Below are 25,306 nucleotides of genomic sequence, written 5' to 3'. Positions count from 1 at the left end.
TATGCTTATTTATGACCATAATAGTTATAAATAAAATATCAGGGAACATGATGAAAAAAACACTACTGACTTTATCGTTATTCTTAGCCTCCCATGTGCAAGCGGCACCACAATGGCAAACCATCCATACAGAGCATTTTAATATTCATTACAGCGAAGAGAATGCTGATTGGGCACGCTCAGCTGCAAATGAGTTAGAAATAGTGCGCGCTAAGGTGCTCGAGCAACAAAATCGTGCGTTGGATGAAACAGTTGATGTGGTCGTGTTTGATCCGCTCAATGCAGCGAATGGCTTTGCTTTACCTGTGTCTAATAAACCCTTGATGGCACTTTTTACTACACCACCGCAATCAGATACGGTAATTTCTAATAGTAGTGGTTGGCAGCAGTTACTTGTTTTACATGAGTACATTCATTTAGTGCACTTGGCACAACCAACACGCAGTCAATGGCGTCAAAAACTGCGTAATATTTGGGATCTTTATGATATTAGCTACAGCGATATGCCGCGCTGGGTAGCCGAAGGTTACGCAACGTTACTCGAATCAAAAATGACAGGTCGTGGGCGCTTATTCGATAACTACAGTGAAGCAATTTTAACTGAGTTTGCTCAGCAGGGGGCTCTGCCCAGCTATAGCCAGTTAAATATCACTGATGGTGGTTATTTAGCTGGCTCTATGGCTTATCTAATGGGCTCACGCTTTTTAGATTGGTTAGAGAAAAACAGCTCAACACAAACTCTTGATGCAGTTTGGACCCGCATGCAAGGTGTAAAGCAGCGTGATTTTGATGAGGCTTTTACTGGTGTATTTGGTGACTCTGCAAGTAAGCTATATAGACGTTTTATTGCCGAATATACCTATCAAGCAATGAATAAAGAGCAAAGTGAGCAGTCACTTACTAGTGAGTTGTGGCTCAAATTAGATTTATATGCCAGCAACCCAACATTATCACCTAATAATCAACAGCTTGCAGTTGTGGAACGTGATAAAGAGGGGAAAACACAGTTATCCTTGTATAGCACAGAAGATAACCTCGAGGCGGCTGAAGAGTTTCAAAAAGCACAGCAAGAGTTACTTGCAGACGATCCTAAAGATATAGCCGATAAGCCGCCAGTGATATTTAAACGTAAGCAAAAGCAGCTACTTAATCAGATCAACCGCGCAGGTTTGCAAAACCCTCAGTGGCTAAATGACGAGGTGCTATATTTTTCGGCTTATAGTCGAGTCGATCACCTTGAGCTGCAACGATTATCTGACATATTTAGCTGGCATACAAAAACTGGTGAAGTAAAACAGCTTACCGAGTTAGCAGGATTGAGGCGTTTTACTATTGCTGATAACGGACAAGTACTTTACGCCGAACAAGTTAAGGGCGGTTACTCGGAGTTAGTGCGAGTTGACTTACAGACAGGACAAAGTCAGCCATTATTTGAAAAGAGTTTAGCAACGGTTTACGACTACCCTGTACTTAACCCAAATCAGCAGCAACTCGCGTTCCTCAAAACGGAGTTTAACTACAATTGGCAGTTGTATATACAAGGTTTGCAAGGGCAAAAAGCCTTGGCTGTGCCTATGCCAAAGGGTTATCAGTATTTATCCCAACCGAGTTGGAGTGAAGATGGTAAGCAGCTCTATTTTGTCGCGGGACTTACTGGTTCTACAGATATTTATCGTTATGATTTAACTTCTCAGCGTTTATTTAAACTAACTCAAGGACAGCAAGCAGTCGCTAATCCGTTACCATTGACAGAGCAAGAGTTGCTGTATTTCTCAATCAGTAGTGATGGCCCCGATATTATGAAGCTACAGCTAAGTGATAGTGAAGAAGTAACAGAGTTTGCAACGACGAGCATTGCACCACTATTACTCGTTAATGAGCACACTTTGCCAAAAGCTAAAGTCTATCAACAGCCTATCGGGGAGCAAATGAGTTATGATTTATGGCAGCAAAAAGCCACGTTTGCGCTAGGTGAGCAATATCACTCTGCTGCTGCGGCTTTACTTTCAGCCAGTGTTAAAGGCAGCGATCTGCTCAAGCAGCTTGATTGGCAACTCGGCTATAGCATTGACTTACATGACACAGCCTTAAAAGGCATTTATGCTCAGGCGCGTTACAGTGCGCTCGCGGTGAAGCTCGATAGTCAGTTATTTTCTTATGACTTGGATGCTAGCAAGCAGTATCAACAAAGCCTATTCGCAGAACAATCAGTACAAGGTGGTTACTTTGCTGCAAGTTTACCGCTGCGTTTTGGTGAATTTAAAGTACAACCAGAGTTGGCTTATAATTACTCTGAAATAGATGATGTAATTTATGACCAAAAGCAAAGTTCACAATGGCTTAGAGTCGCTGTTAAGCAATCGTGGAGTTATGACATACAAGATTTTGCAATTGGCCAGGCGGTTAATGCACGCTGGTACAGTGGTGACAATGAGATACAAAACTGGCAGGGCTATGATCTTGCTGCACAGCTGTTCGGCAAAATATTCGATATTCCTTTATACGCCAATTTCAGCCAACAATATCGAGATGACAGTGAGCTGGCATTGGGTGGTTTTAGCTCGTCTTTATTATCAAAAAACACTCGCAGTGACTATGTTTTTGCACCAGAACTCCCTTTTTATAGCGCGCTCGGTAATCGCTACCAAGGCTATGGAGGGGGGATTAGTTGGGAAGAAGGCATGCCATGGCTTTATTACCAACAACATCAAGTTGATCAACACGTGTATGGCCAAAGTTACGGTATTAAGTGGCAAGGTCCGTTTAGTTTTGGCCTTGGTCCTGCAGGGTTAAATGATCTGCAGTTTGACTTTGGCTTGGTCAAAGTTGAAGGTGATAGTTTTGCCGATGAGCTCAGAGGCTGGCTCGGGTTTTATTATTCGCTGTAAATGTTAATAGAGGCCAGCTTTGCAGCGTAAACATTGCGTTGCTGCTGGTCTTTTTCAAGTTTTATTGCTTGTTTTAATAGTTTGTGAGCATCATTTAAATTACCTTGTTGATAACGAACTTTGGCAAGCGCGACATAAGGTTCAGCTAAATAAGGTGCTTTTTCCATTGCGTCAGTGATGTGCTTTTTAGCACTCATTAATCGACCTCTTAATGCTTCGTTTTCACCCAGCGCAATTAATTCGAAAGGATCTTTTTCTTGTGCGCTTAATAATGAGTCAAGTTGTGCAACTAATATTTCATTCCCAATATCCTCAGCAAGAACTTTATAATTACTCAATAAGTTTAAACTTTGCAGTTGTTGATCGAGTGCCTTTTGATAGATCTGTTGGCTGGTTGTTAAGTCGTTAACACGTCGGTGTAGTATGGCTGCAAGATTAAATAATTCAGGGTTGCTTGGAGTGTATTGATGCGCTTTTAATAGCAAGCTATAGACTAAGTCGTAATCTTGTTTTAGCAAGGCATCAGCTGCTAGATTGCTGTAATACTTAGCAACGAGATCCTCATAACTGGCAGTTCCGACATAAAAACTACCCTGTGAAGGAAAATAATCAATAAGCACGCCTGGTCTAATGAAGTTGATATGACCCTTTTTCTCAATTAAAGGGCGGTATAACTTAGTGCGAAAGTGATTAGCCACAAAGACTAGATTACTTTCTTTACCATAGACCGGTTCACTCGTCATTTCTTGAAAACTAGTCTCAAGGTTAATTAAGTTGGCGTAAGCTTGCGTTAATATCGCTAGGCTTATGCAGTTACCATGGGCTGATTCAATCGTTTGTTGTGCTGTAAGGGTATCACCGTGATAACTAAAATGATTTAAGCTACGCTCAATGTAGTTATAAACAATAATATCGTCGGTTAAATCATTTTGGCGCTGTTTTTCCACATAGGCTAGAAATGTTTGTACTTCATTATTAGCAAGTTGAAAAATAACTTGCTCAGTTGCAACAGGGCGTAACTTAAAAAGCGAGTGGTTGAGCAAGCTCGTAAGTGATGGAGCTGTGGGAGGGGGCGATTCCGTACTTTTACAAGCCGTTAATAAACATATTAAAAGTAATAAATAGTAGAATTTCATAGTTACCTCAGCGTTTCAATCAAAGTACGCTGAGGTGATTATTTAATCAAGCATTTAATTCGTTTGTTGCGCGCCTGTGCTTACGGTTTTTTTGAGACTGTTTTTTACGATTACGGCGACTCAGCCATAAGTAAAATCCCGTGCCAGCAAGCCATACTGGGCTTAGCCCAATGACGCACCATAAGATTTTACTGAGTAAACCTGCAAAGTAGCCAAAGTGGAGTTTTCTAAAACTATCAATTACTTGCCAACCAATGCCCACTTCGCGAATATCCCAGTTTGCCATATGTTCACCGGTTTGTTTGTTATAACTAACTGTGTTGGCGTATTCGCTTGCCAGCGGGTTACGGCTATCCACTTCGCCGAATAGCGTGATATTTTCATCAGGTTCAAGTGGCATTACTAAAAATGTGCCGTTAAAAGTGGGGATCTGCTTTTTGCTATCATCAAGAATAGCTTGAAAATTAATGTTCTCGCTGTATAAGTTATTAGTGAGTATAAAATGCTCTTCTTCAGCGTGCTCCACGACTTCGTGGTACCACACAGCCCAATTGAAGTAACCACCAGTGATCGCCAATATCAAAATAATCGGTGAACCCAGTACGCCGGTCATTTTATGTATATCACTGAGTACAATTTGCAGCGTTGCACGCCAGCGCACTGAAAATAAACGCTGCCAGAATTTACGATAAATAATTAAACCGGTTACACCGAGTACGAATAAAAATATTGCAAAGAAGAAACCCAAAACAGTACCCGTTTGCCCTGGTAAAGACTTTAAATCATTGAGTAAAAAGGTGTAATGCAGCTCTAAAAACCAATCGGTAAAGTAGTGGCTGGTACCAACGGGTTGCGACAAAACCTCTCCAGTATATTGATTTAAATGAAACTTATACCAAGAGTCAGTACCGCGTTTTACTAAATAAACGCGATCGGCGGTGTTATCATTAAAAATCTCCCAACTACCTACGACATAATCCGGAAATGTGTTTTCTGCCACTGCGATCAGGTTATCAATAGGCTGTCGCTCTAAGGAATTGTTAACAACAAAGTGGCTATCAGGCATCAGCAGGCCATCAATTTCACTTTTAAATACTAATACACTACCAGTAATACTGATCACGATGAGTGGCACTAAAGCGCAAAGGGCAATCCAGCTGTGTATTTTAAAAAGTGTTTTTCTCATGGGCCAACTAGCTATTAACGTAAATTTACTGGCATGATAACAATTCTCAGTGTTATTTCAATTTTAGACGGCAATTTAACCGTCGCTTTTTAGCCGACATAAAAGCATTTCAACTTGGCAACTGTAAGCTTATCTTGCCGCGTTGTACCTGAACTAATTTTGTACTGTTGGTTGCTTGTTTACGTTAGATCTTTACAATGCCGCCCCTTGTATAAAGCACGTAAAAACAGTGCTTTACAATAATTTTCTGTTTTATTCATACATTGCTAACTTATTAATCAATTACTAACGAACGAGGTTTACTTTGGCGCATTACCTGCCTATTTTATCGTCATTTATTTTGGTGTTTAGTTTTTTACCGCTACTCAATAAAATTAGAAAAAACCGCAGTGTATCAGGGTTGTCACTATTGATGATGAGCTTTGGTGTGGCGCAAAGTATTTACTTCATTACTTATAATTTGTATTTTTCGCGCTTTTACATGGTATTACCATTTGTGGTGACGGGGTGTTTGAGTGGATTAATTTTGTATTATTTTGCGCGTTATAACGCAAAGCGTGAAGAGCGAGTGCAACTAGCAGCTATGCTTGGCTTCTCCCTATTACCATTCTTACTGCTGCTCAACCCAGCTCTTGAGGTTGCAACAGTACTTACGTGGCTTACTTTTGTAGGGTTAATTATGAGTTCAGTAAGAGTGATGCCACAAACCTATAAAACATTGCGCAGTGGTGATATTAGTAACCTAAGTGCCCGTTATTTCAGCTTGCAGTTTATTGCTGGTGTTTGTGGCTTATTTGCAGAGCTTGCAATGGCAGCGCCTAGTACTTCGCATATTTTAACGTTTGTAATGATCTTACTCACCAATGCCGCTCAACTTGGTTGTATTCAATATTATAAATTACGCCCTGCTATGATTTAATTTACCTGAATAAAAAACATTCAATTTAAAAGTTACTGGTTTTATGGCAAATTACTCTATCAAAACAAAAAGGATAGAGTATGAACTGGAATCAGCTCGGCTATTTATGCCGATTATTTTTGCCATCAAGTAACCTTACATCAGCGCAAAAAGCTCAATTAAGCAGTGCTAGGCATTTACGTATTTATAAGTGTGGGCAGCCAGACAGTTCACTTGCTACGCAATTATCGGCACATATTATAAATAGTAGTACGGAGCATGAGCAGCAAAAGCTGGCGCTATGCTACGAGCAATTACCCAGTACAATTGACTATCGCGGCTTTGAATACAAAAATAAGGTAAGTTACTTGGCGGTTGTTTTTGCCATTTTTATCGCGATTAATGTTATTTATCAGCTTTACGTAATACCAACCTTTGTAGCTGTATTTAATGACTATCAGGTGCAGCTGAATAGTTCATTTAGTTACGTAACGCAATTTTGGTACGTATTTGTATTATTACTAGGATGCCTTTTTATAACCACTTGGCTCAGTGCTATACGTTTAAGTCAAATAAGTAATTTACTTAAAGCTTATAACTCCCCCAGTATATTTGATTTTATAACCCCACAAAAAATTAAGCGCCAGCATATTGCCCTTATTGCAATACTTGAGTTTCCAATTAAAGGCTTGAAAGAAAATTCGGATATTCCCGAGCTTGATCACTTACACAGTTGCCAACTACACGGCTTAGATATAAGTAAAGAGTTTGCCTTTTTAGTAAAACAAAAAGCGTTAGAGTTAAAGCAAGATGCCAACGCGCACCTTAATAAACTTATCAGTGTTCTAACTATTGTGATGGTTCTTGTTATCGCACTATTTTTAAAAGACGCTTACCAGCCTATTTTTGCACTTGGAGAAATATTATGAGATACAAGGGGTTTACCCTCATAGAGCTGATGGTGGTTATAGCTATAATAGGTATTCTAGCCTCTGTAGCATTGCCGCAATATAGTAAATACATTCAACGTAGTGAGCTTGTAGAGCCACTAGCCATGGCGGCAACCATTCGCGAAGATGTCGCTGCATTTTATTTAGAGCAAGGGCGGTTTCCTGTTAATAATGAACAAGCGGGCGTACCGAACGCTGAGCTTTTGATTGGTAATAGAGTCACAAGCATTACTGTTGAAAGTGGTGCTATTCATATTAACCTTGGTAACAAGGCATCAACCCCATTACAAAAAACAATATTGTCATTTCGTCCAGCGGTTGTGACCGGCAGTCCAACGAGCCCGATCACTTGGTTGTGCGGGTATGATCAGCCAGTAACAGGTATGCAGGCGGTGGGTGAAAACAAAACTAATGTACCCAAAGAACTTTTGCCGTCATCATGTATTAACCGATCTTTTTAGAATTAAAGGACAGCAATGCAACTAACTATCCACCAAATAGATGCGTTTACTAACGAGTTATTTAAAGGTAATTATGCGGCGGTAATCGATTTAGACACTTGGCTTGATGATGAGCTGATGCTTAAAATCGGCGCGGAAAATAATGTCTCAGAAACAGCGTTTACTTGTCGCCAAGCCGATGGCAGTTATGCCATTCGTTGGTTTTCACCGTTAATGGAAATTGACTTTTGTGGGCACGCCACTTTAGCGGCTGCTTTTGTATTGTGTGAACAGCATGATTTATCGCAAATTCGTTTTCAGGCAGCTGCAGTAGGCGAGTTAATCATTAATAAAAATAATGATGGCAGCTTTGCTATGACCTTTCCAAAGCAAGCACCGATTGAGGCTGAAAATATACCCGTTGAACTATTAAACGGCTTGTCTATACAACCTATTAAGGTATTGAAAAATAAACAAGCTTACTTTGCAATTTATGAAAGTGAGCAGGATATATTTAACCTTAAAACAGATTCAAGCTTGCTAAAAACACTCGCTCCACTTGATGTAGTTGCAACCGCACCAAGCGCAAAATACGACTTTATTTCACGTTACTTTTGGCCAGCCAATGGCGGTGATGAAGATTACGTTACCGGCTCAATTCATACCGGTCTTGCGCCTTATTGGGCGCAGCAATTAGGTAAAAAAACCTTAAGTGCTTACCAAGCCTCTAGTCGTGGCGGCCATATGCAATGCGAAGTGAGTGAACATAGTGTTACCCTCACAGGATACGCAGTGCGGTATATGCGAGGCACAATTTATTTGTAAGTTTTTAATAGCGATTTTGCGGTAGTTTAATGGTGATTTGTGCGCCAAATGCTGTGTTAGCTAACTGCAATTGGCCGTTGTGCTTTTGCACAATATCATTACACAAGGCAAGGCCTAAGCCGTTGCCTTGTTTTTTGGTGGTGTATAAAGGTTGCAGGGCATTATCAATATTAGCAAAACCAGGACCGTTATCAGTCAGCTGTAATATTTGCATGTCGCTTTGTGCAAAACAGCGCAATGTTATGCAAGCTTGCTCTGCGCAGGCTTCATAGCTGTTTTTAAATACATTAATTAATAATTGTTCTATCAATAGTTTATCGGCAAAAAAGGATGGGGAGCCGGCGAAGTTAAGTTGAACGCTTTGTTCTTTGGCGTTGAGTATTGCGAGCGCTTTTAAATCAAAGGTTTGCGGTTTTGCGCTCGGTAAACGACTTAACTCTGCATAGGCTTTAATAAAAAGCAGCAGTGACTCACTGCGCGATTTAATCCGTGTTAGCACTTGTCTCGTTTGTGTTTCGTCTAATTCATCTGCCGCCATTAGCGTATCTGTCATTGAGGCCATAGGTGTTAGAGAATTATTTAATTCATGGGACAAAATACGAATTAAATCTGCTTGTGATTGGCGCTTTGCATCTTGTAACTGATGGCCAATGTAGCTTGCGGTGATCAGCGTTTGTTTCGCGTCGGTTAAGGCGATACTTTGTATTTGCCAGTTTTGGTTTAAGTTAGCGTGGCTACATTGCTTGTTATCAAAACTAAAACCGCACTCAGTGAGTGGCATACCCCTTAGTAATGGTGTTTTCAGCTGAACATACATTGGGTGGTTAAAAAATATTAACTGTTGTTGCTCGTTAAATAATGCAATAGGGTGCGGCCAATGCTGAAAAAGCCCATCAATTAAGTGCTCAGAGTGAGGTTGTGGTGTTGTAAATAACGTCTCAATTTGTGCGCCGAGTATTGCCCATGGGGAGCTTGGATCACTGTAGCCTAAGCTAAGATTACTTTGCCCTTGCTGCTTTGCATCAATATAAGCTTGTAATTGTGCCACGGGTGAAAAATGAATATGGAATAACCGATAGGCGCAAACAATCAATGCATAACTTAAGCAAACCCCTAAAGTGACGGTGAGTAGAATATCTTGGCTTAGTTGGTACACTAAAGCAGCTGTAGGAATAAGAATTGCGGCAAATATGGCGCTTAAAATGGCAATCATCTTGGCTTTATGGCTCATTTTAAAATGATTCATCCAAACCCTCTAATTGATATTTTTCCATACGCCGATAAAGCGCGTTACGAGAAATACCTAAGCTTTTAGCTGCCGCAGTGATCTGCTGATTATGTTGTTGTAGTACTTCGACTATGCGTTGTTTTTCTAGCTCCTCTAAAGTCAGCGCAGGGATAGATTGACTTTGTGTTTTTTGATTGTCGAGCATGATATGACTTATTTCTATTGCTTCACTGCTGCAGATCAGCATTGCACGTTCGATTACATGACTTAATTCTCTAATATTGCCAGGCCAAGGGTGGTTTTTTAGTAACTCGCGAGCACTGGCGGATAATGGCAATATGGGTTTGTTGTATTTAGCCGCAAACTGATTGATAAAATGTTCGCACAGCGCAGAGATATCGTCTTTACGTTCGCGTAGCGCAGGCAGACGAATGACAAAGGTATTTAAGCGATAATATAAATCTTGGCGAAATTGGCCGTTTGTAATTGCGCTGGCTAAGTCTTGATTGGTAGCTGCGATTAGTCGCACGTTTACACTTTCGCTGGCGTTTGCGCCAAGCGGAGTAAACTCACCTGTTTCTAACACCTGTAATAATTTCGGCTGTAAATGAAACGGTAAAGTGCCGATTTCATCCATAAACAACGTGCCATTTTTAGCACGGCTAAATGCGCCAACGCGGTCTTGCTTGGCATCGGTAAAAGCCCCTTTATGATGTCCGAATAGTTCACTTTCAAATAACGATTCTGCTAATGCCCCCATATTGAGACTTATCAGTGGCGCTTCACAGCGGCCACTGAGCAGATGAATTCGCTTTGCTAATTGCGATTTCCCGGTACCGTTTTCACCTAAAATTAATAAGTTCGCATCGGTCGGCGCCAGTTGCTTGATGAGTGTCTCGAGAGACTGCATCGCGCTAGATTGCGCGATCCAACTAGTGTCCACAGGCTTTGCCGTTACGGACTTAATATGATTAGCAATTTGGCTTAGCAATTTTTCTTTACGCCATGGTTTTTCAATGAAATCTTTTGCGCCATTTTGTAAGCCAGTGACTGCCAGCTCAATGTTAGCCCAAGCGGTCATTAAAATGACGGGAATATTTAATGGGTTAATTTGTGCAAGTAACGCGAGCCCTTCTTTTCCTGAGGTGGTATCACGAGTAAAGTTCATATCCAATAACACCAGTGCAGGCGTTAATCGGCTAAGCAATTGCATGCATTGCACCGGTCCATCAGCTTCAACCACGCGATAACCGGCTTGCTCTAACAGTAATGTGAGTGCAAAGCGGATATCGTCATCGTCATCCACAACCAAAATAGTGGGTTGGTTCATAATGGTCGTATTGGCAGCGTTTGCTGCCAACTCCTTAAATTTATTGCTCTCTAAGCGCACGCATAGGATCAGCATTTATAATACGCCATACTACCAAAACAATGGCAATAAAGACGATAGCAATCAATAAACTAGTAAATATTGTAAGTGCTTGCCAGGAAAATGCCGGCAACAAAGGTATTTGCAATTGCAATAGTAAGTAAATACCACATGCAAGTGTAATCGCAATGACAAGTGCGCTCAGCAGTAAACCATTAAAGCTTTTAATGGTGCGTTTCATCAGATTACTACGACTTGCTCCTGTTGCCATACGGATGGCAAGCTCAAAGCGTTTTAGTTCAGTAAAGCTCATTGCCATACCATTACTGCCCACCGCGGCTAACAATAGTGTTAATACCGATAATGCACTGATAAAGTAAAATTGTACGCGAGGTGGCATTGTTTGCTCATCCCAGCGTTCAGTCAGAGTTCGAGCTTTAACTTCGTTGACTTGTGGATGAGCACTTTTAATTGCTTGAATAATGGTGTTTTTATCAAACTCTTGCCCCTTGGGCAATTGCATCACCAAGTTTATTGTTGAGGTGTTGCTCTGGTCAGTATAAAGCATAGCTGGGTAGCCTTGATTTTTAGCCATGATAGTATAGGTATCGGCAACCACTCCAATGATACGTCGACCAGCAATATTTTTTCCTACCACAGATTCAAGCGTACCGTCAGTCGAGATTTGTTTGGCAAAGGTCTCGTTAATAAGCGCCACATCATCTAAATCTTGGTATTGTGTTTGGCTAATATTTTGCCCAGCTAGTAGGGTCAAGCCAAATGTATCCACGTAATCAGCTGCTATATTAATATTCATAAAGGTGAACCTTTTTTGGGTTTCATCATCCTGATTCATACGAATTGTGGTATTAAAATTAAACGGTTCACCTTGGCTTTGTAATATGGTTATATTCGGTTGAATCTTTTGCACAGCCTGACTTAATTGGCGCTGTATATCGAGGGTGCCCAAAAAGCGTTGCTTCGCTTTTTGCTTGCTATCTTGGTCATTATCTTGCGCTGCTTTTTGTGCTTCCAACTCGGCATTCGTTAAAAGCGCTTTCTCGTTATTGTGTAGGTTTACCTGGGCAACAAGTGTATTACCAGGGGTGAAACCTAAATCGACATTTAAGCTGTTATAAGCGGCATTCGCTAGCATGGCGGTACCCGTTAATATTACTGCCGCAGAGCTTAATTGTGCGATAAACAATGCGCGACTAAGGGTGGTGATTTTCCCTGCATTAACACCTTTATTGCCGTTATTTAAATTGCTAATCAGTTGCGTTTGATCAAATTGCTGGGTTGATAAAAACGCAAAAAACAAGTTGATAGTTAAAACGGCCACTAGCGCAACCAATATAGTTACGGCGTCAATTTTTACCAGTTCGAGCATCTCTATATTACCGCCACTGATTATGGGTAATATGCGGATCAACCAAGCTGCACCTAATAAACCTAACACTGCGGCAAGTAAAAAGGTGCTGAGATTTTCTAAAAAACTCATCACCAGGAGCTTGTTGCGGGTAGCACCCATGCATAGGTGAGTAGCAAATTCTTGTTCACGTTGCTGATAGTGAGCAATAAACAAATTGAGCAGGTTTAGGCTTGCCATTATGAGTAGAATGATTACAGCGGCAAGTAAAAACCAGATCATAGTCTGTTGATCAGCCATTAAACTATCTCGATAGAGAATCGCAGTACTTTTTGGATTCATGCTTTCAAACATTTGCTTCATCGGGCCAAGTTGTTCACTTTCTTGTTGGTAATATTGCTGCCAGAACTCTTCGATGTCGCTTGTTGTCATTGCTTGCTGAGTTTTTCTAAAAAGAGGTTGCAGGCTGCCATCAATCGTCATTTGTGTTGGCTTTGAAGCTTGCTCTGCTAAATTGTAGTAAAGCCATATTTGCTGGGCGTGCTTTTCGTCATTTTCCGATAAAAAAGATGAAAAATCAGTAACAACGCCACGAACTTGCAGTGATTTGCCTTCAAGGTGCAAGGTTTGACCGATTACATTGCTGTTATTTTGAAATGCACTGTGCCACAGGCTTGCGGAAATCCACACTGCATTTTGGCTATTTTCTTGACTTGGTCGTTCGCCAGCTAATAACTCGCCGCCGACTACCGTCATAAAGTTATCACTGGCATCAAAGCGCGATACAGGATAAGTAAACTCATCCACTTTTATAGCACTATCATCTGCTTGAAAGCCTGCAAATTTGCCATACTGTTTATATTGTTCGGCTAACAGCGCAAGGCGTTTAGTGGTAAATATTGATACTCGCATATCGTCTGAGACAGCCATAGTCCGATTAATTGAATAGAGACTTTGCTCGTCTTTAATATCGGGTAGCGGTTTAAAAATTAAGTTGCTACTCATTGCTACCACAACCAACACGGCTGCCAGCGTAAAGCTGAGTGTAATTAAAATGGGCAAAGATAGGCGCGGCAAAGTAAATAGCCTTAAAATGCCATGGCGCAGAGCGCGAAGGTAAAAACTCATGCTACCGCTTCCTTATGCTCAACAAGTACTTTGCCGTCAAATAAGCGAATTTGACGCTGTGCCATTTGGCTATACCGTTCGTCATGGGTCACCATGACTACAGTGGCACCTTGTTTGTTTAGCTCTAGCAAGAGTCGCATTACAGCATCGCCATTTTGGCTATCTAGATTACCAGTTGGTTCATCCACAAGTAGTAAGTCGGGGTTGCCAACTAGCGCGCGGGCAATCGCAACGCGCTGTTGCTGTCCGCCAGAGAGTTGGCTTGGTTTATGATGTAAACGGGCGCTCATGTTAACTGCCGCTAATTGTTGCTCTACGGCGGCCTTAATATCTTTACTTGGCGTACCTCGGTGCTCCAGCGGCAAAGCCACGTTTTCAAATACGGTTAGGCTATCAATCAAGTTAAATGATTGAAATACATAGCCAATATGCTTGTTCCTAACTCTAGAGCGTTGATCAATATTGAGGCTGTGAGTGTCAATGTTCGCCAGTTGATAGTCGCCATCGGTTGGCGTATCCAGCAATCCTAAAATACTCAATAAGGTTGATTTTCCGCAGCCAGATGAGCCTGAGATAGCGATAAACTCACCTTTGTTTATTGTTAAGGAGACATCCTGTAGCGCATGAGTTTTAACTTGGCCTTTGCTATATACTTTATTGATGTTGTTAATGGTAACGAGTGCAGTCATGGTATTTTTCCTTAAAGTTTTTCAGTATCTAGAGCCAAGTGGCTGTAAGTATGCCATTGGCTTAAATCATTTGTGATAATTTTTTCACCAGCGTTTGCACCTGCGGTGATGAGTAAATCTTTGCCCGTAAGCTCGCCAAAAGAGATCTCTTGTTGCTGCAGTTGTGCTTGATTAGCTAGATGTTTGTAGAGCAGTTGTGCGCTAAGCGGTTTTAACCCTGGTTGCTGGTTCACATAGAGGGCGTTTTCTTTACGCTCAACAAATACCAAAGCATTAACCGGTTGCGCAGGGCGCAAATTGGTTGGTAGTGGTTCATTCAGGTGTACTTCTGCAACAATAAAACCGTTCTCAACTACCGACGCTAATTGTTTTACTGTGCCACTGAGCATACCCGATGGATGTTTTAGCTCGACCCGGGCGTCTAATTGAATGCGCTCAGCTATGCGCTGGGGAATATTTAATTTAGCCATTAGTTGGCTTTTTGAGCCAACACGCGCCATTGCTTGTCCTTGGCTTACACGCTGCCCAAGTTCTATGTCTAAGCGTTGTAGCGTGCCTGCTATTCCCGCGGTGATCGTTAGTGCCGCTACTTTATTGCTTACTAAAGTTACTTGTTTTTGTTGTTGGGTTAACAAAATTTGCTGCTGTTCAAGCTCCAGCTTGTGCATTTCTTTTTGTTTTTCAAAGCGATAACTTGAAAATTCAAGGCGTTTTTTAAGTTGCTGATATTTTAAAGTGGCACGTTCTAAATCAATTTTGGCGGCAATCCCTTGTTCTGATAGACGTTGATTCGCATCGACATCTAATTTGGCGCTTTGTATTTGGCTATCAATATCGGCAAGTTCTGCTTGAAAGGTCAGTTGCTCATTTTGTTTTTGAAATTTAAATGCAGCAAATTCCGAGTGCATACGTTCTAGCTTGGCTTGTGCTTCAAAAAATTGCTGCTCTAAATCCGGGTTTATGAGTGTGGCAATCACAGTGTCAGCTTCAACCTCTGCGCCAGCGCGCAGGTAAATTTCACTAACTTGACCAACTGCTGGGGCACTAATTAGACGCTCATAGCGTGATGCATATTGGCCATACACAGGCGTCATAATATCAATATCACCTTGCTGGACAGTCACCACATTGAGAGTGTCTGCTTTAAGCTGTGGCACCGTAGGTTGTATTGTGAAGTAACCGATACAGACAAGTAGTATTACGGCAGTGATAAACAGAGCTATTCTAGTCTTGTTCGATTGTGTGGTTTGCTCAATATTAATATTCATAATCTAGTTATCATTGTGATTGTTGAGCTAGATAGTGAAAGTTTGATGCCAAAATTAAATATTGTTTAACTTCAAGTTGTTGAGTGATTTTTAGATGTTTTTTTATTTTTAACTGTTCGATATCGAACACGAGGTTGTTCGGTTTTGAAAGTAAAGCTGGCATAGCCAATTGGTCGCAGCAGCGATACTAGGTGTAACATGACTTTTTTGACTGATAACTGCCGTTTAAAATTAACATATCAAGCTAAAGTCTTTTTTATAGTAAAGACTGTAAAAAAATATGCCGGGGTTTGTAACAGTTGCTTACAAATGTCACGTTAATGTTTCATCTAGCTCTGGTATTATGGCTCAAGTAGAAAATTAAGGGGTAGTAATTATGCGAACAACGATATTGAAGTGGGCGCTTCCATTTGTTGCGCTAAGCTTAGGGGTTGCTGGTTTTGTAGGGATCAACGCGATTGCCCAAGAGCCAGAAAAAAAAGAAGTAGTTGATACACGGCCGGTGGTGAGAGTTGAACCCGTTGCAGCAAATAACCATCAAGTCGTTATAAATAGCTACGGCGAAGTTAAGCCACTGGAGAGCACTCGGTTATCAGCACAGGTGTCAGGTGAAGTTGTCAGCTGGCACCCTAATTTTGTTGCTGGTGGTATTGTTGCTCGTGGTGAGATCTTATTCACAATAGAAAAAGATAACTACCAAGCGGCTTTATTACAAGCGCAAGCTGAACTAGCTCAAGCTCAAGCGCAATTAATTGAAGAACAAGCACAAGCTAAAGTAGCTGAAGATGAAGCTAAGCGCTTTCCAGATAAAGAACGCACCGCACTTTTTTTACGTAAACCACAACTGCTTAGTGCCGAGGCGTCAGTTAAGTCAGCGCAAGCTCGATTAAAACGCGCGCAACGTGACCTAGATAACTGCGAAGTAACAGCCCCTTATGATGCACTTGTTGTGAGTCGTGAAATTGGTGTGGGCCAATATATCAATATGGGCACACAAGTGGCTGAGTTAAACAATATTGAAACTGCAGAAATTATTATCCCTATCGCTGGTTTTGACAGTGTATTTTTACCAGAACGTGTAAAAGGTATAAAAGCAACTGTTATGAAAACAGGTCTGCATGGTTTTAGCCGCGAAGCTAAAATCGACCGTGATTTAGGTGTGGTAGATAACGCAACCCGCATGAGCAGTTTAGTGGTGCGTATCGATGACCCATATGGCCTAATAAACAAGCAACATGCGATTAAGTACGGTACCTATGTGCAAGTAAATTTTGCTGGTGCTATGTTGGAGAATATCTACCGTTTACCGCAAGAGTTAGTCAATAATCAAACTGTGTGGATTGTTAACGCAGAGCAACAGCTGGAGCCTCGTAAAGTAAAAGTGATCCGTGAGGAAGGGGAATATTTTTACATTAGCGATGGTTTAGAAGCGAATGATCAACTCGTACTTACCTTACCTGAGTATCCGCAAAAGGGCATGGCAGTAAAAGTCGCTGGTGTTCAGGATGTTAAAAAAGTGGATGCACTAGATAGTGCCGCCACTGAAAAACTATAAAAGGTAGATTACGTTATGACTAACACTGAACTGCCTAATAATGAAAAACAAAGCGGCCTGATCGCTTATTTTGCTAATAACTCCGTCGCGGCAAATTTAATGATGGTTTTCATTATTGTGATGGGGATCATTAGCTTTTTAACCATTCAAAGGCAGATGTTCCCGAACATTGAAATTAATTACATTACTATAAATGCCAATTACCCAGGGGCATCGCCGCAAGAAATGGAAGAAAGTATCTTAATTAAGATTGAAGAATCTTTAAAAGATATTACTGAAATTAAAAAAGGCACCTATCGGGCATTTCGAAATGGTGGCAGCGCGCAGTTAGAAATTAATACTGATGCTGAGTTAACAGAGGTGCTGGATAAAATTAAGTTGCGAGTTGATGGTATTGCAACTTTCCCCGCGGGAATGGAACCGGTCACTATAAGTCAGATTGAGTTTCGCCAAGATGTAATTGGTATGACGCTTGTTGCCGATTTACCTCTTGATGAGCTAAAACCGATAGCTAACCGCATAGAAGATGAGCTATTGCAGCTATCAAATGTGTCATTGGTGGTTAATGATGTACCTTTAGATGAAATTGCCATTGAGATAGAGCCTGATACATTACGCCGTTATAATCTTACTTTGAGTGAAGTCGCAGCTGCAGTACGCCGCTATTCAGCAAACTTTTCTGCAGGACAACTGAAAACCGACTCAGGTGTCATATCCGTAAGGGTTGAAAACCAACTTTACTCTGGTGAAGAGTTTCGTCAAATACCAGTAAAAATTGGTGCTAATGGTGCAAAAGTATTACTGCAAGATATTGCAGTGATAAAAGATCAGTTCATTGAGGGCGAACGTTACTTTAAGTTTAATGGTGAAAACGCCGTTTACTTATCGGTCAAAGCGACAGAGGAACAAAGTATTATTCCTGTTGCGGATTCAGTAAAAGCATTTATAGATCAAAAAAATAAAGAGTTACCTCCGGGCGTACGTTTAGAGCCATTAATGGATATGACTTATTACTTGAATGCGCGTTTAGAGATGATGCTAAGTAACCTGATCCAAGGTGCTATTTTAGTGGCTATTATGCTGTCGTTGTTCTTGCGCTTTAAGCTTGCATTATGGGTAATGATTGGTCTGCCAGTGTGCTTTTTAGGTGCGATGATGATGATGCCATTGTTTGGCGTCACTATTAATATTTTGTCATTATTTGCCTTTATTATGGTGCTAGGGATTGTGGTGGATGACGCCATTGTCATTGGCGAAAGTGCTTATACGGAAATAGAGAAGAAGGGCGGTGGTGTTGTTAATGTGGTTAATGGCGCTAAAAAAGTCGCCACTCCAGCCACATTCGGTGTACTAACTACTGTGGCGGTATTTGCGCCATTTACCCTGTCTTCAGGCCCTGAGAGTGCATTCTTTTACGGTATTGCAGTGGTGGTTATGCTGTGTTTAATTTTCAGCTTAATCGAGTCAAAACTGATTTTACCAGCACACATTGCACATACTAACTTTTCGCCGATCAAACCAGATAGTTGGCGTGCGCGTTTTAATAAGCGTTTTTTTGGTTTCGTAAATGGACCTTATCGACGTTTTATCGTGCGTTGCGTTGAGTGGCGATGGGCTGTATTTTGCTCATTTATTGCTTTGCTAATTATTACCTTTGCTCTGATTGCATCAAACCAAGTGCGCACTGGTTTTATGCCTAAGATCCCGCACGATTTTCCGCAAATTAATTTAGAAATGAACGATAACGTCTCTGATATGCAAACTATCGAAGCAATACGTGAAATTGAAGCCATGGTGGTGGCGGTCGATAAAGAAACTGAGCGTGAGTACGGGCATAAGTTAGTTCGAGATGTATTAGTGTTTAACCAAGGCCGTACAGAAGCACAGTTATTAGCGCCTTTGGTTGAAGAGGATTTACGTCCTTATAATGCATTTGAGCTGTCTCGTCGCTGGCGTGAACGAATGCCAGTTATTGCCGGCGTTAAGTCGTTAACGATTTATGATGATGTGAACAGTCAAGGCGGTGGTGATGGTGAGTTTGGTTACTTACTGTATGGCTCAGACATTGACACGTTAAATGATGCAGGACGTCGTTTTATTCAACTATTACAGCAACAAGAAGGCTTGTTTGATATTAGTTCGACCATCGATCCTGCCAGTAAAGAAGTGCAAATGAGCTTAAAACCGGTTGCATATGATTTAGGCTTGGATTTAGCGTCGATTGCAAATCAAGTCGGCGCCAGTTTTTACGGTGGCGAGGCACAACGTGTTATTCGCCGTGGCGAAGAAGTACGCGTTATGGTGCGCTACCCTAAATTGACCCGTGAAGCATTTTCATCACTTAAACATGCTGTAGTTACAACACCGCAAGGCAAAGAAGTGCTGCTTGGTGATGTAGTAGAACTGACGGAAACACCTGGGATCAGCTATATTCGTCGCGAAGGTGGTTATCGTACTGTTTATGTTTATGGCAATATTGATGAAGAAGTGATTGAACCAAACGAAGTAATAAATCAAGTCAAAGACAAACTGTTACCGCAGCTTAAAGAAGAATTCCCTACTGTTAAATCGGAGCTAGGTGGCGCAATTGAAGAGCAGCAGGCGCAAGCCAATCAACAGGTAATGTTCTTTTGGGGGGGGATGATTTTAGTCTATATCTTATTAGCTGTACCGCTAAAAAGTTATGCGCAACCTTTGATTGTGATGTCGGTGATCCCATTTAGTTTAACTGGCGCAGTTTGGGGCCATTACTGGTTTGGCTTAGATCTGACCTTAATGTCTGGTTTTGGTATCATTGCAGCAGCGGGTGTGGTTATTAATGACTCGCTGGTAATGACTGACTTTGTTAATCAAGCGCGCCGAGAGGGGATCGCGATTAAAGATGCGGTAATAGAAGCAGGTTGTGCGCGTTTTAGGCCAATTTTACTGACCTCGATCACAACCTTTGCAGGTGTATTACCGATCATGTTTGAAACCAGCTTGCAAGCCCGATTTGTCATACCAATGGCCGTGGCACTTGGTTTTGCAGTGATGTTTGCAACGCTAATTACTTTAATTTTGGTGCCGTGTTTATACATTATCATGAGTGATATAGGTAAAATGTTTAAAGCTTTTTTTATGAGGGCTGCTCACCTATTAAACCCTAAGGCATATAGCAGTTAAATACTGAGAATTAAAAGCCAATACTTTATGTGTTGGCTTTTTTGTTTTTATAGACCTAAGTATTGGTTTTTATTCACGGTTACATTCTTTAGTTTGATCTTTGTACTGTGTCACATTATACTCACGCTGTTTTGGCAAACTAATCGAAAGGTTAGGACGCAAAGTTTCCGGTCTAAGGTTTTAGCATGCTAAAACTAGGATAGCGGGGCCGTCGCACAGGGTAATATTAACCTCGCTGTGTGTCATTAGCCCTACAACGTATTGAAAAAGTATTTCTTTTATCCAATAAATACTGGATAGTACCTATTAGATGTTCTTAAGGTGTTGCTGTGTTTATGCATACGTCATTGGCCTGTGGTAATTGGATGCCAATAGGTTGTCTAAATCATCATACCCAATTATTTGTTGGTGATATGGTGACGGTGACTTTTTATGATACGCAAGGAGAGCTAGTCGATTTATCATTTAAATATGAAATTATCACTGAGGAACAGGGCGAGCCACATAATTGGCCGCGCTATGTTGCACAGTATATTAATACCCATATACCGCTTGTTGAAGCGGGTAGAATGACAGAGCAAGGCTTGGTTGTTGCTTATCGTTCAAATCAGATTTATGCGCTTGAGGGCTGTGGTATTAACCGAGCTGAATTAACGTTTCAGTGCATTGCTAAATGCGATGACTTTCCTGCTGTGAAGCCCGCATATGATTATATCTACCCTGAAAAATGCAGTACGTATAATGCCGGCGTAAAAGTATTACAGCCAAAAACGGGCTTAATATATAAATGCAAACCTTGGCCTTTCAGTCAGTTTTGTAATGTAAAAGAAGAAAATAACCCGCTTTATGAGCCAGGTGTAGGGCAAAGTTGGCACCTAGCTTGGCAGCAAGTTTCCCCTTAATGCTAGTTAGCATTTTCGGCCCACTCTTTGAGTGGGCTTTTTTATGTACTTTTGAAAATTATGGTAAACTCTCGTCATCAAAATTTTTTATTGGTTTTTCTGTGGCTTTATCAAACTTATCGTTGTCTTCTCTTTTAAATGCGCCTGTTGCACGTAAACAGCCGCACGTTTTAACAACGCACCAGCAAACACGCATAGATGATTATTATTGGATGCGTGATGACGAGCGCACAGAGCAAACTATATTGGCGCATTTAGCTGCGGAAAATGATTATTGCGAACAACAGTTAGCACCAATTAAGCCGTTGCAAACGGCTTTGTTTGACGAACTTAAAGACCGCATAGTGAAAGATGACAATACCTTTCCTGTTAAGGATGGTCAGTATTGGTATCACTCTGAGGTTCGCGGTGATGACGAGTACTCTCGTCACTACCGTAGTCGTGAAATAAACGCGACCGATAAGCAATTATTATTAGATGTAAATAGCTTGGCAGCAGGCTTTGAGTTTTATGACTTAGGCGAAGTTGCGATTAGTCCCAATGAGCAGTTGCTCGCTTACTCGCAAGATACTGATGGCCGCCGTATTTATACCGTAAAGTTTAAGACGATTGATAATGATAGGTTACTCGACGACGTATTAGAAAACACCGAAGGTCAGATTGTTTGGGCAAATGACAACAAAACAGTATTTTATGTAAAGAAAGATTTGCAAACTTTACTGGGCTATCAGGTTTATCGTCATGTGTTAGGAACTAAACAAGCACAAGATGTATTGGTTTATGAAGAGCAAGATCGTAGTTTTTTCATGGGACTTGGTAAAAGCCGTGATGAAAGCCTAATTATTATTGATTTAGCCACCACTGAAACTAATGATACTTGGGTATTAGATGCCAATCAGCCTAGCGGTGAGTTTACGCAATTAATGCCGCGTGAAGAAGGCCATGAGTTTGATATTGATAAACTCGGAGATACCTTTTATATCGTGACCAATTGGCAGGCTAAAAACTTTCGTTTAATGACTGCGAGCGCCGCAACAGTTGCTGATAAAACGCAGTGGCTTGAACACACCCCTCACAGAGCTGAAGTACTGCTTGAAGGTGTTGAATTATTTAATGATTTTTTATTGTTAACAGAGCGAGAGCAAGGACAAACTCGCTTTATTGTGATCAATAAGCAACAGCAGCGTATGACCTTAGAATTCGATGACCCCTGTTTTTATGCATCTGTGGCGATAAATCCTGAACCAAACTCTCAATCGGCACGTATCTATTATTCAAGTTTGACTACGCCAGGCTCGCTTTATGAGGTTAATCTAATAACTGCAGAGAAAACCCTGCTTAAACAACAGCAGGTGTTAGGTGAGTTTGATGTTGACAATTACGGCTCGGAGCGATTGATGATCACGGCGCGAGATGGTGTAAAAGTACCGGTGTCATTGGTTTATCGTAAAGAATTATTTAATAAAGACGGCACTAATCCGTTATTTCAATATGGTTATGGTGCGTACGGTATCACCATTGATCCGAGTTTCTCGAGTACTTCACTCAGCTTACTTGATCGTGGCTTTGTGTACGCTATAGCCCATGTTCGCGGTAGTGAAATGTTGGGGCGTCAGTGGTATGAACAAGGTAAAAAACAACATAAGCAAAATAGTTTTAATGACTTTATTGATGTGACTAAGTCACTTGTTGCGCAGGGATATGGTGCGCAAAATAAAGTGTTTGCTTCTGGCGGTAGCGCGGGAGGTTTGTTGATGGGCGCTGTTGTGAATCAAGCCCCTGAGCTTTACTTAGGTGTGGGGTGTCATGTGCCATTTTTAGATGTGCTAACCACCATGCTTGATGAGTCTATTCCGCTGACCACGAATGAATATGATGAGTGGGGAAACCCGAATGATCCAGATTATTATGACGTGATTGCAAAGTATTCACCGTATGACAATATTAGCGCTCAGGCTTACCCAAATATCTTAGTTACTACGGGGCTGCATGATTCGCAAGTGCAATATTGGGAACCCATGAAATGGGTGGCTAAAATGCGTGAATATAAAACCGATGATAATATTTTAGTGTTTAAAACCGATATGGATGCAGGGCATGGTGGCGCATCGGGTCGCTTTAAAAGCTTGGCAGAAAAAGCCCTAGAAATGGCATTTTTCATTAGCTTAGCTGAATAACATGGCAGCTATATGTGATTGAGTTGAGAGGTGTAGATATGTTTGAAGTGCATGGAAGTTGGGAATACTCAATAGAGCCGCCAATCATTTATATTAAAGTCATTGGTTGCTTTAACCGAGAAGGGGTCATTGCGTTTGCTAACAGTGTACAAGCCGACTTATCAACATTACCTGCAAACTCAATTGAATATGCTGTAATTAATTTAGCTGAATTTGAATTAACCACCGCAGATAGCTTAGCGGTGGCAACCGAGTATTTTCATGGCGTTAAAGCGCGAGGCTATAAACGCGTTACCTACATACAACCAAGTATTGTAGCTCAAAGTATGTTAGAAAGTGTTTGGCTTGGTAGTGGCATGGATGTGCAATTTTGTATGAATGCTCAGCGTTACTTAGCACAGTACCCTGAGCATCAATATGTAAAAAATTGGCTATGAGTAATCACGAACCAAGCCTTTTACAAAGCTTGGAGTTAATTAATTTAAGTATGCTTTTAACATCCAAACCAGTTTTTCTTGCTCAGTGATGTAATCACCCATTAATGATGCAGTACCTTCATCTTGTGCATCACCCGCCTGTTCTAGAATTTCGCGCTGCATGTTAATTAATGTGCTATACCCTGCTAGTAGATTTTCTACAGCAGCCTCACCATCACTAATATTCTTAGCTTCTTTAATTTTGCTGATCTCTAAATAATCAGAAAACGCATGCAGTGGCGCACCATCAAGGGTAAGAATACGCTCTGCTATTTCATCAACTTTTAATAGTAGTAGGTTATAAATTTCTTCAAACTTAACGTGTAACTCAAAAAAGTTACGTCCTTTAATATTCCAATGAAAACCACGAGCATTCATATACTGAATTTGATAACTACTTAGCAGGGTATTTAGTGACTTTACGATATCTTCACTTTTCGCACTGTTAAGACCGATTGCGTTTACCTGTGACATATTACTCTCCTTAAATAAACTGATAAGTTATTTTCGAATGACTGATAGTAAGTATCAGCCATTATTGATGAACTGTAAAATGGTTAGAATCGATGATAGCCATAGCTTTTACCTATCAACAATAAACCACTCAAATAAAACTCGTTACTTTCGTAAGCATTACTGTAATAGAAATGGGTGCCAAACTTTAAAAATCTACCCCTTAGGGGAAAATAACGGATATTTACTTAAAGATAGAACAAAACCATGATCCAGAACAAACTTTATAATTACACTTTTTGACTGTCTACGAGGGTTTGATTTAGGTCAAGAGTTCAATTTTTAGCCGGCGCATAATCAACATAGATTAATTACATGGAGAAAGATCATGCGCGCTAAAACTAACAAAGAGAATAAATTTGAGTTGATAGTTATAGGTATAGCGTTGTTAGCATTTGTAGTTGGCTTGGTTGGCCACTTAGCAGGGGCGAGCTTTGCGAACTTTGCTACGTTTGGTTATATCGCCGCACCAACACCGTTAATCTTGGCAATTATCGCTTTTATTGCTTATAAAATAGCAGCCAGTGCACAAGATTAAGTTATTAGGTCAAGAATATAGCTCATTACCTGGCGTGAGTAGATCATACTGGTGTGGCTTAGGTGAAACACCTTGTGCTCTGCCATGCCATTGAGTTTGGTTTCATCGAGTAACACAGTGCCATCTGATTGACTGCCTTTTGCTATTAGTGGCATCAAGCCTATGGGTAAATCACCAGCAATACTATAAAGCTTAGCATTAAATGGCCAATCGCCATTTTCGGTGAGTAAAAATTCCACACTATTTCTTAAAAACACATCAAAGCCTTTTTGCTGCATCCTGCGCGCAATATGACTGCCTTTGTGAGGAGTGCCTAAGGTAATGACTTTTTCAACGTTTTGACTTTGTGAAGAGTTAGCTGCTAAGTAGGCTCGTGCCACTAGCCCGCCCATTGAGTGGCACACAAGTGCGGTGCTTTTATCATCAATAAAATCATCAATCTGTTTAAAAATAGCGGCACGATCGGGAGACAATGTATTGTAGGAAAGGTTGAGTATGCTCAAGCCTGACTTTTCTAGTTGCGAACATAAAGGGCGCATAACAAAGCCAGACATATACAATCCATGTAATACCACAACTTGCTTAACAGCCATACACCCTCTTTTACTA

The 25,306-nt window shown here is 41.0% G+C and carries 20 protein-coding genes and 1 riboswitch; of the genes, 11 read left to right on the top strand and 9 right to left on the bottom strand.

Features of this window, described 5'->3' with window-relative positions; genetic code table 11:
- Nucleotides 1-50: 50 nt before the first annotated feature.
- Nucleotides 51-2,888 carry a TolB family protein gene (locus tag CWB85_RS12470; protein WP_138555093.1) on the top strand — a complete coding sequence of 946 codons (2,838 nt, stop codon included), beginning with the start codon at nt 51-53 and terminating at the stop codon, nt 2,886-2,888.
- Here the strand turns inward: CWB85_RS12470 and CWB85_RS12465 are convergent.
- Both CWB85_RS12465 and CWB85_RS12460 read right to left on the bottom strand, forming a co-directional pair.
- Entirely contained in the window at nt 2,876-4,024 is a 1,149-nt protein-coding gene (locus tag CWB85_RS12465; RefSeq protein ID WP_016710307.1) for a tetratricopeptide repeat protein, read from the bottom strand. The two genes, CWB85_RS12470 and CWB85_RS12465, sit on opposite strands and share 13 nt — an antisense overlap.
- Before the next feature lie 46 nt (nt 4,025-4,070).
- Nucleotides 4,071-5,210 (bottom strand): PepSY-associated TM helix domain-containing protein, encoded by a 1,140-nt coding sequence (locus tag CWB85_RS12460; protein ID WP_016710308.1) that lies wholly within the window; start codon nt 5,208-5,210, stop codon nt 4,071-4,073.
- Between the two features lie 304 nt (nt 5,211-5,514).
- On the opposite strand from CWB85_RS12460, the gene CWB85_RS12455 reads away from it, so the two are divergent.
- The 4 genes from CWB85_RS12455 (at nt 5,515) to CWB85_RS12440 (ending at nt 8,323) form a co-directional block, all read left to right on the top strand.
- Nucleotides 5,515-6,129: a SemiSWEET family transporter gene (locus CWB85_RS12455; protein ID WP_016710309.1), complete on the top strand. Its 615-nt coding sequence runs from the start codon at nt 5,515-5,517 to the stop codon at nt 6,127-6,129.
- An 80-nt stretch (nt 6,130-6,209) separates the two neighbouring features.
- Nucleotides 6,210-7,037 carry a type II secretion system F family protein gene (locus CWB85_RS12450; RefSeq protein ID WP_138555056.1) on the top strand — a complete coding sequence of 276 codons (828 nt, stop codon included), beginning with the start codon at nt 6,210-6,212 and terminating at the stop codon, nt 7,035-7,037.
- Nucleotides 7,034-7,519, top strand: a complete 486-nt coding sequence (locus CWB85_RS12445; protein ID WP_016710311.1) for a pilin — start codon at nt 7,034-7,036, stop codon at nt 7,517-7,519. The genes CWB85_RS12450 and CWB85_RS12445 overlap by 4 nt, the downstream gene beginning before the upstream one ends.
- Before the next feature lie 15 nt (nt 7,520-7,534).
- Nucleotides 7,535-8,323 carry a PhzF family phenazine biosynthesis protein gene (locus CWB85_RS12440; RefSeq protein ID WP_138555055.1) on the top strand — a complete coding sequence of 263 codons (789 nt, stop codon included), beginning with the start codon at nt 7,535-7,537 and terminating at the stop codon, nt 8,321-8,323.
- A 4-nt stretch (nt 8,324-8,327) separates the two neighbouring features.
- On the opposite strand, the gene CWB85_RS12435 is transcribed toward CWB85_RS12440, so the two are convergent.
- From CWB85_RS12435 to CWB85_RS12415, 5 genes are read right to left on the bottom strand one after another with little or no spacing between them, the layout of a single operon-like run.
- A complete protein-coding gene (locus CWB85_RS12435; protein ID WP_138555054.1) occupies nt 8,328-9,569 on the bottom strand; it encodes a sensor histidine kinase in 1,242 nt (413 codons plus the stop codon).
- Nucleotides 9,556-10,956: a sigma-54-dependent transcriptional regulator gene (locus CWB85_RS12430; protein ID WP_249314857.1), complete on the bottom strand. Its 1,401-nt coding sequence runs from the start codon at nt 10,954-10,956 to the stop codon at nt 9,556-9,558. Before CWB85_RS12430 ends, CWB85_RS12435 begins: the two co-directional genes overlap by 14 nt.
- Nucleotides 10,922-13,417 carry an ABC transporter permease gene (locus CWB85_RS12425; protein WP_138555053.1) on the bottom strand — a complete coding sequence of 832 codons (2,496 nt, stop codon included), beginning with the start codon at nt 13,415-13,417 and terminating at the stop codon, nt 10,922-10,924. The genes CWB85_RS12430 and CWB85_RS12425 overlap by 35 nt, the downstream gene beginning before the upstream one ends.
- Nucleotides 13,414-14,106: an ABC transporter ATP-binding protein gene (locus CWB85_RS12420; protein WP_138555052.1), complete on the bottom strand. Its 693-nt coding sequence runs from the start codon at nt 14,104-14,106 to the stop codon at nt 13,414-13,416. The genes CWB85_RS12425 and CWB85_RS12420 overlap by 4 nt, the downstream gene beginning before the upstream one ends.
- An 11-nt stretch (nt 14,107-14,117) precedes the next feature.
- Complete coding sequence (locus CWB85_RS12415; RefSeq protein WP_138555051.1) at nt 14,118-15,374, bottom strand: HlyD family secretion protein; 1,257 nt, start codon at nt 15,372-15,374, stop codon at nt 14,118-14,120.
- Between the two features lie 376 nt (nt 15,375-15,750).
- On the opposite strand from CWB85_RS12415, the gene CWB85_RS12410 reads away from it, so the two are divergent.
- The 5 genes from CWB85_RS12410 to CWB85_RS12390 all read left to right on the top strand — a co-directional run bounded on the left by CWB85_RS12410 (nt 15,751) and on the right by CWB85_RS12390 (nt 23,607).
- Nucleotides 15,751-16,929 carry an efflux RND transporter periplasmic adaptor subunit gene (locus CWB85_RS12410; RefSeq protein WP_138555050.1) on the top strand — a complete coding sequence of 393 codons (1,179 nt, stop codon included), beginning with the start codon at nt 15,751-15,753 and terminating at the stop codon, nt 16,927-16,929.
- Nucleotides 16,930-16,944: 15 nt separating this feature from the next.
- On the top strand, nt 16,945-20,091 hold the full coding sequence (locus CWB85_RS12405) for an efflux RND transporter permease subunit (RefSeq protein WP_138555049.1): 3,147 nt from the start codon (nt 16,945-16,947) through the stop codon (nt 20,089-20,091).
- 123 nt (nt 20,092-20,214) lie between these two features.
- Nucleotides 20,215-20,307: riboswitch (cyclic di-GMP riboswitch) on the top strand.
- Between the two features lie 119 nt (nt 20,308-20,426).
- Nucleotides 20,427-20,993 (top strand): hypothetical protein, encoded by a 567-nt coding sequence (locus tag CWB85_RS12400; protein WP_016710315.1) that lies wholly within the window; start codon nt 20,427-20,429, stop codon nt 20,991-20,993.
- The gene (locus CWB85_RS12395) at nt 20,993-23,170 is read left to right on the top strand and encodes a S9 family peptidase (RefSeq protein WP_016710316.1); all 2,178 of its coding nucleotides are present in this window, start codon (nt 20,993-20,995) and stop codon (nt 23,168-23,170) included. Before CWB85_RS12400 ends, CWB85_RS12395 begins: the two co-directional genes overlap by 1 nt.
- A gap of 38 nt (nt 23,171-23,208) precedes the next feature.
- Nucleotides 23,209-23,607: a hypothetical protein gene (locus tag CWB85_RS12390; RefSeq protein WP_016710317.1), complete on the top strand. Its 399-nt coding sequence runs from the start codon at nt 23,209-23,211 to the stop codon at nt 23,605-23,607.
- A 39-nt stretch (nt 23,608-23,646) separates the two neighbouring features.
- Here the strand turns inward: CWB85_RS12390 and CWB85_RS12385 are convergent, their stop codons facing one another.
- Nucleotides 23,647-24,120 (bottom strand): Dps family protein, encoded by a 474-nt coding sequence (locus tag CWB85_RS12385; RefSeq protein WP_016710318.1) that lies wholly within the window; start codon nt 24,118-24,120, stop codon nt 23,647-23,649.
- A 367-nt stretch (nt 24,121-24,487) separates the two neighbouring features.
- On the opposite strand from CWB85_RS12385, the gene CWB85_RS12380 reads away from it, so the two are divergent.
- Nucleotides 24,488-24,697 carry a hypothetical protein gene (locus CWB85_RS12380; RefSeq protein WP_016710319.1) on the top strand — a complete coding sequence of 70 codons (210 nt, stop codon included), beginning with the start codon at nt 24,488-24,490 and terminating at the stop codon, nt 24,695-24,697.
- Here CWB85_RS12380 and CWB85_RS12375 read toward each other — a convergent pair.
- Entirely contained in the window at nt 24,694-25,290 is a 597-nt protein-coding gene (locus CWB85_RS12375; RefSeq protein ID WP_138555048.1) for a lipase family alpha/beta hydrolase, read from the bottom strand. The two genes, CWB85_RS12380 and CWB85_RS12375, sit on opposite strands and share 4 nt — an antisense overlap.
- Between the last annotated feature and the right edge of the window lie 16 nt (nt 25,291-25,306).

Source organism: Pseudoalteromonas sp. S1727 (genome assembly GCF_005886375.1).
Classification (GTDB): Bacteria; Pseudomonadota; Gammaproteobacteria; order Enterobacterales; family Alteromonadaceae; genus Pseudoalteromonas; species Pseudoalteromonas haloplanktis.
This window is presented reverse-complemented; position numbering and strand designations above follow the sequence as displayed.

Excerpts from the sequence above, each read along its gene's own strand:
- CWB85_RS12470 (WP_138555093.1), top strand. The coding sequence starts at position 51 with ATGAAAAAAACACTACTGACTTTATCGTTATTCTTAGCCTCCCATGTG.
- CWB85_RS12465 (WP_016710307.1), bottom strand. The coding sequence starts at position 4,024 with ATGAAATTCTACTATTTATTACTTTTAATATGTTTATTAACGGCTTGT.
- CWB85_RS12460 (WP_016710308.1), bottom strand. The coding sequence starts at position 5,210 with ATGAGAAAAACACTTTTTAAAATACACAGCTGGATTGCCCTTTGCGCT.
- CWB85_RS12450 (WP_138555056.1), top strand. The coding sequence starts at position 6,210 with ATGAACTGGAATCAGCTCGGCTATTTATGCCGATTATTTTTGCCATCA.
- CWB85_RS12445 (WP_016710311.1), top strand. The coding sequence starts at position 7,034 with ATGAGATACAAGGGGTTTACCCTCATAGAGCTGATGGTGGTTATAGCT.
- CWB85_RS12440 (WP_138555055.1), top strand. The coding sequence starts at position 7,535 with ATGCAACTAACTATCCACCAAATAGATGCGTTTACTAACGAGTTATTT.
- CWB85_RS12435 (WP_138555054.1), bottom strand. The coding sequence starts at position 9,569 with ATGAATCATTTTAAAATGAGCCATAAAGCCAAGATGATTGCCATTTTA.
- CWB85_RS12430 (WP_249314857.1), bottom strand. The coding sequence starts at position 10,956 with ATGCTGATCCTATGCGTGCGCTTAGAGAGCAATAAATTTAAGGAGTTG.
- CWB85_RS12425 (WP_138555053.1), bottom strand. The coding sequence starts at position 13,417 with ATGAGTTTTTACCTTCGCGCTCTGCGCCATGGCATTTTAAGGCTATTT.
- CWB85_RS12420 (WP_138555052.1), bottom strand. The coding sequence starts at position 14,106 with ATGACTGCACTCGTTACCATTAACAACATCAATAAAGTATATAGCAAA.
- CWB85_RS12415 (WP_138555051.1), bottom strand. The coding sequence starts at position 15,374 with ATGAATATTAATATTGAGCAAACCACACAATCGAACAAGACTAGAATA.
- CWB85_RS12410 (WP_138555050.1), top strand. The coding sequence starts at position 15,751 with ATGCGAACAACGATATTGAAGTGGGCGCTTCCATTTGTTGCGCTAAGC.
- CWB85_RS12405 (WP_138555049.1), top strand. The coding sequence starts at position 16,945 with ATGACTAACACTGAACTGCCTAATAATGAAAAACAAAGCGGCCTGATC.
- CWB85_RS12400 (WP_016710315.1), top strand. The coding sequence starts at position 20,427 with ATGCATACGTCATTGGCCTGTGGTAATTGGATGCCAATAGGTTGTCTA.
- CWB85_RS12395 (WP_016710316.1), top strand. The coding sequence starts at position 20,993 with ATGCTAGTTAGCATTTTCGGCCCACTCTTTGAGTGGGCTTTTTTATGT.
- CWB85_RS12390 (WP_016710317.1), top strand. The coding sequence starts at position 23,209 with ATGTTTGAAGTGCATGGAAGTTGGGAATACTCAATAGAGCCGCCAATC.
- CWB85_RS12385 (WP_016710318.1), bottom strand. The coding sequence starts at position 24,120 with ATGTCACAGGTAAACGCAATCGGTCTTAACAGTGCGAAAAGTGAAGAT.
- CWB85_RS12380 (WP_016710319.1), top strand. The coding sequence starts at position 24,488 with ATGCGCGCTAAAACTAACAAAGAGAATAAATTTGAGTTGATAGTTATA.
- CWB85_RS12375 (WP_138555048.1), bottom strand. The coding sequence starts at position 25,290 with ATGGCTGTTAAGCAAGTTGTGGTATTACATGGATTGTATATGTCTGGC.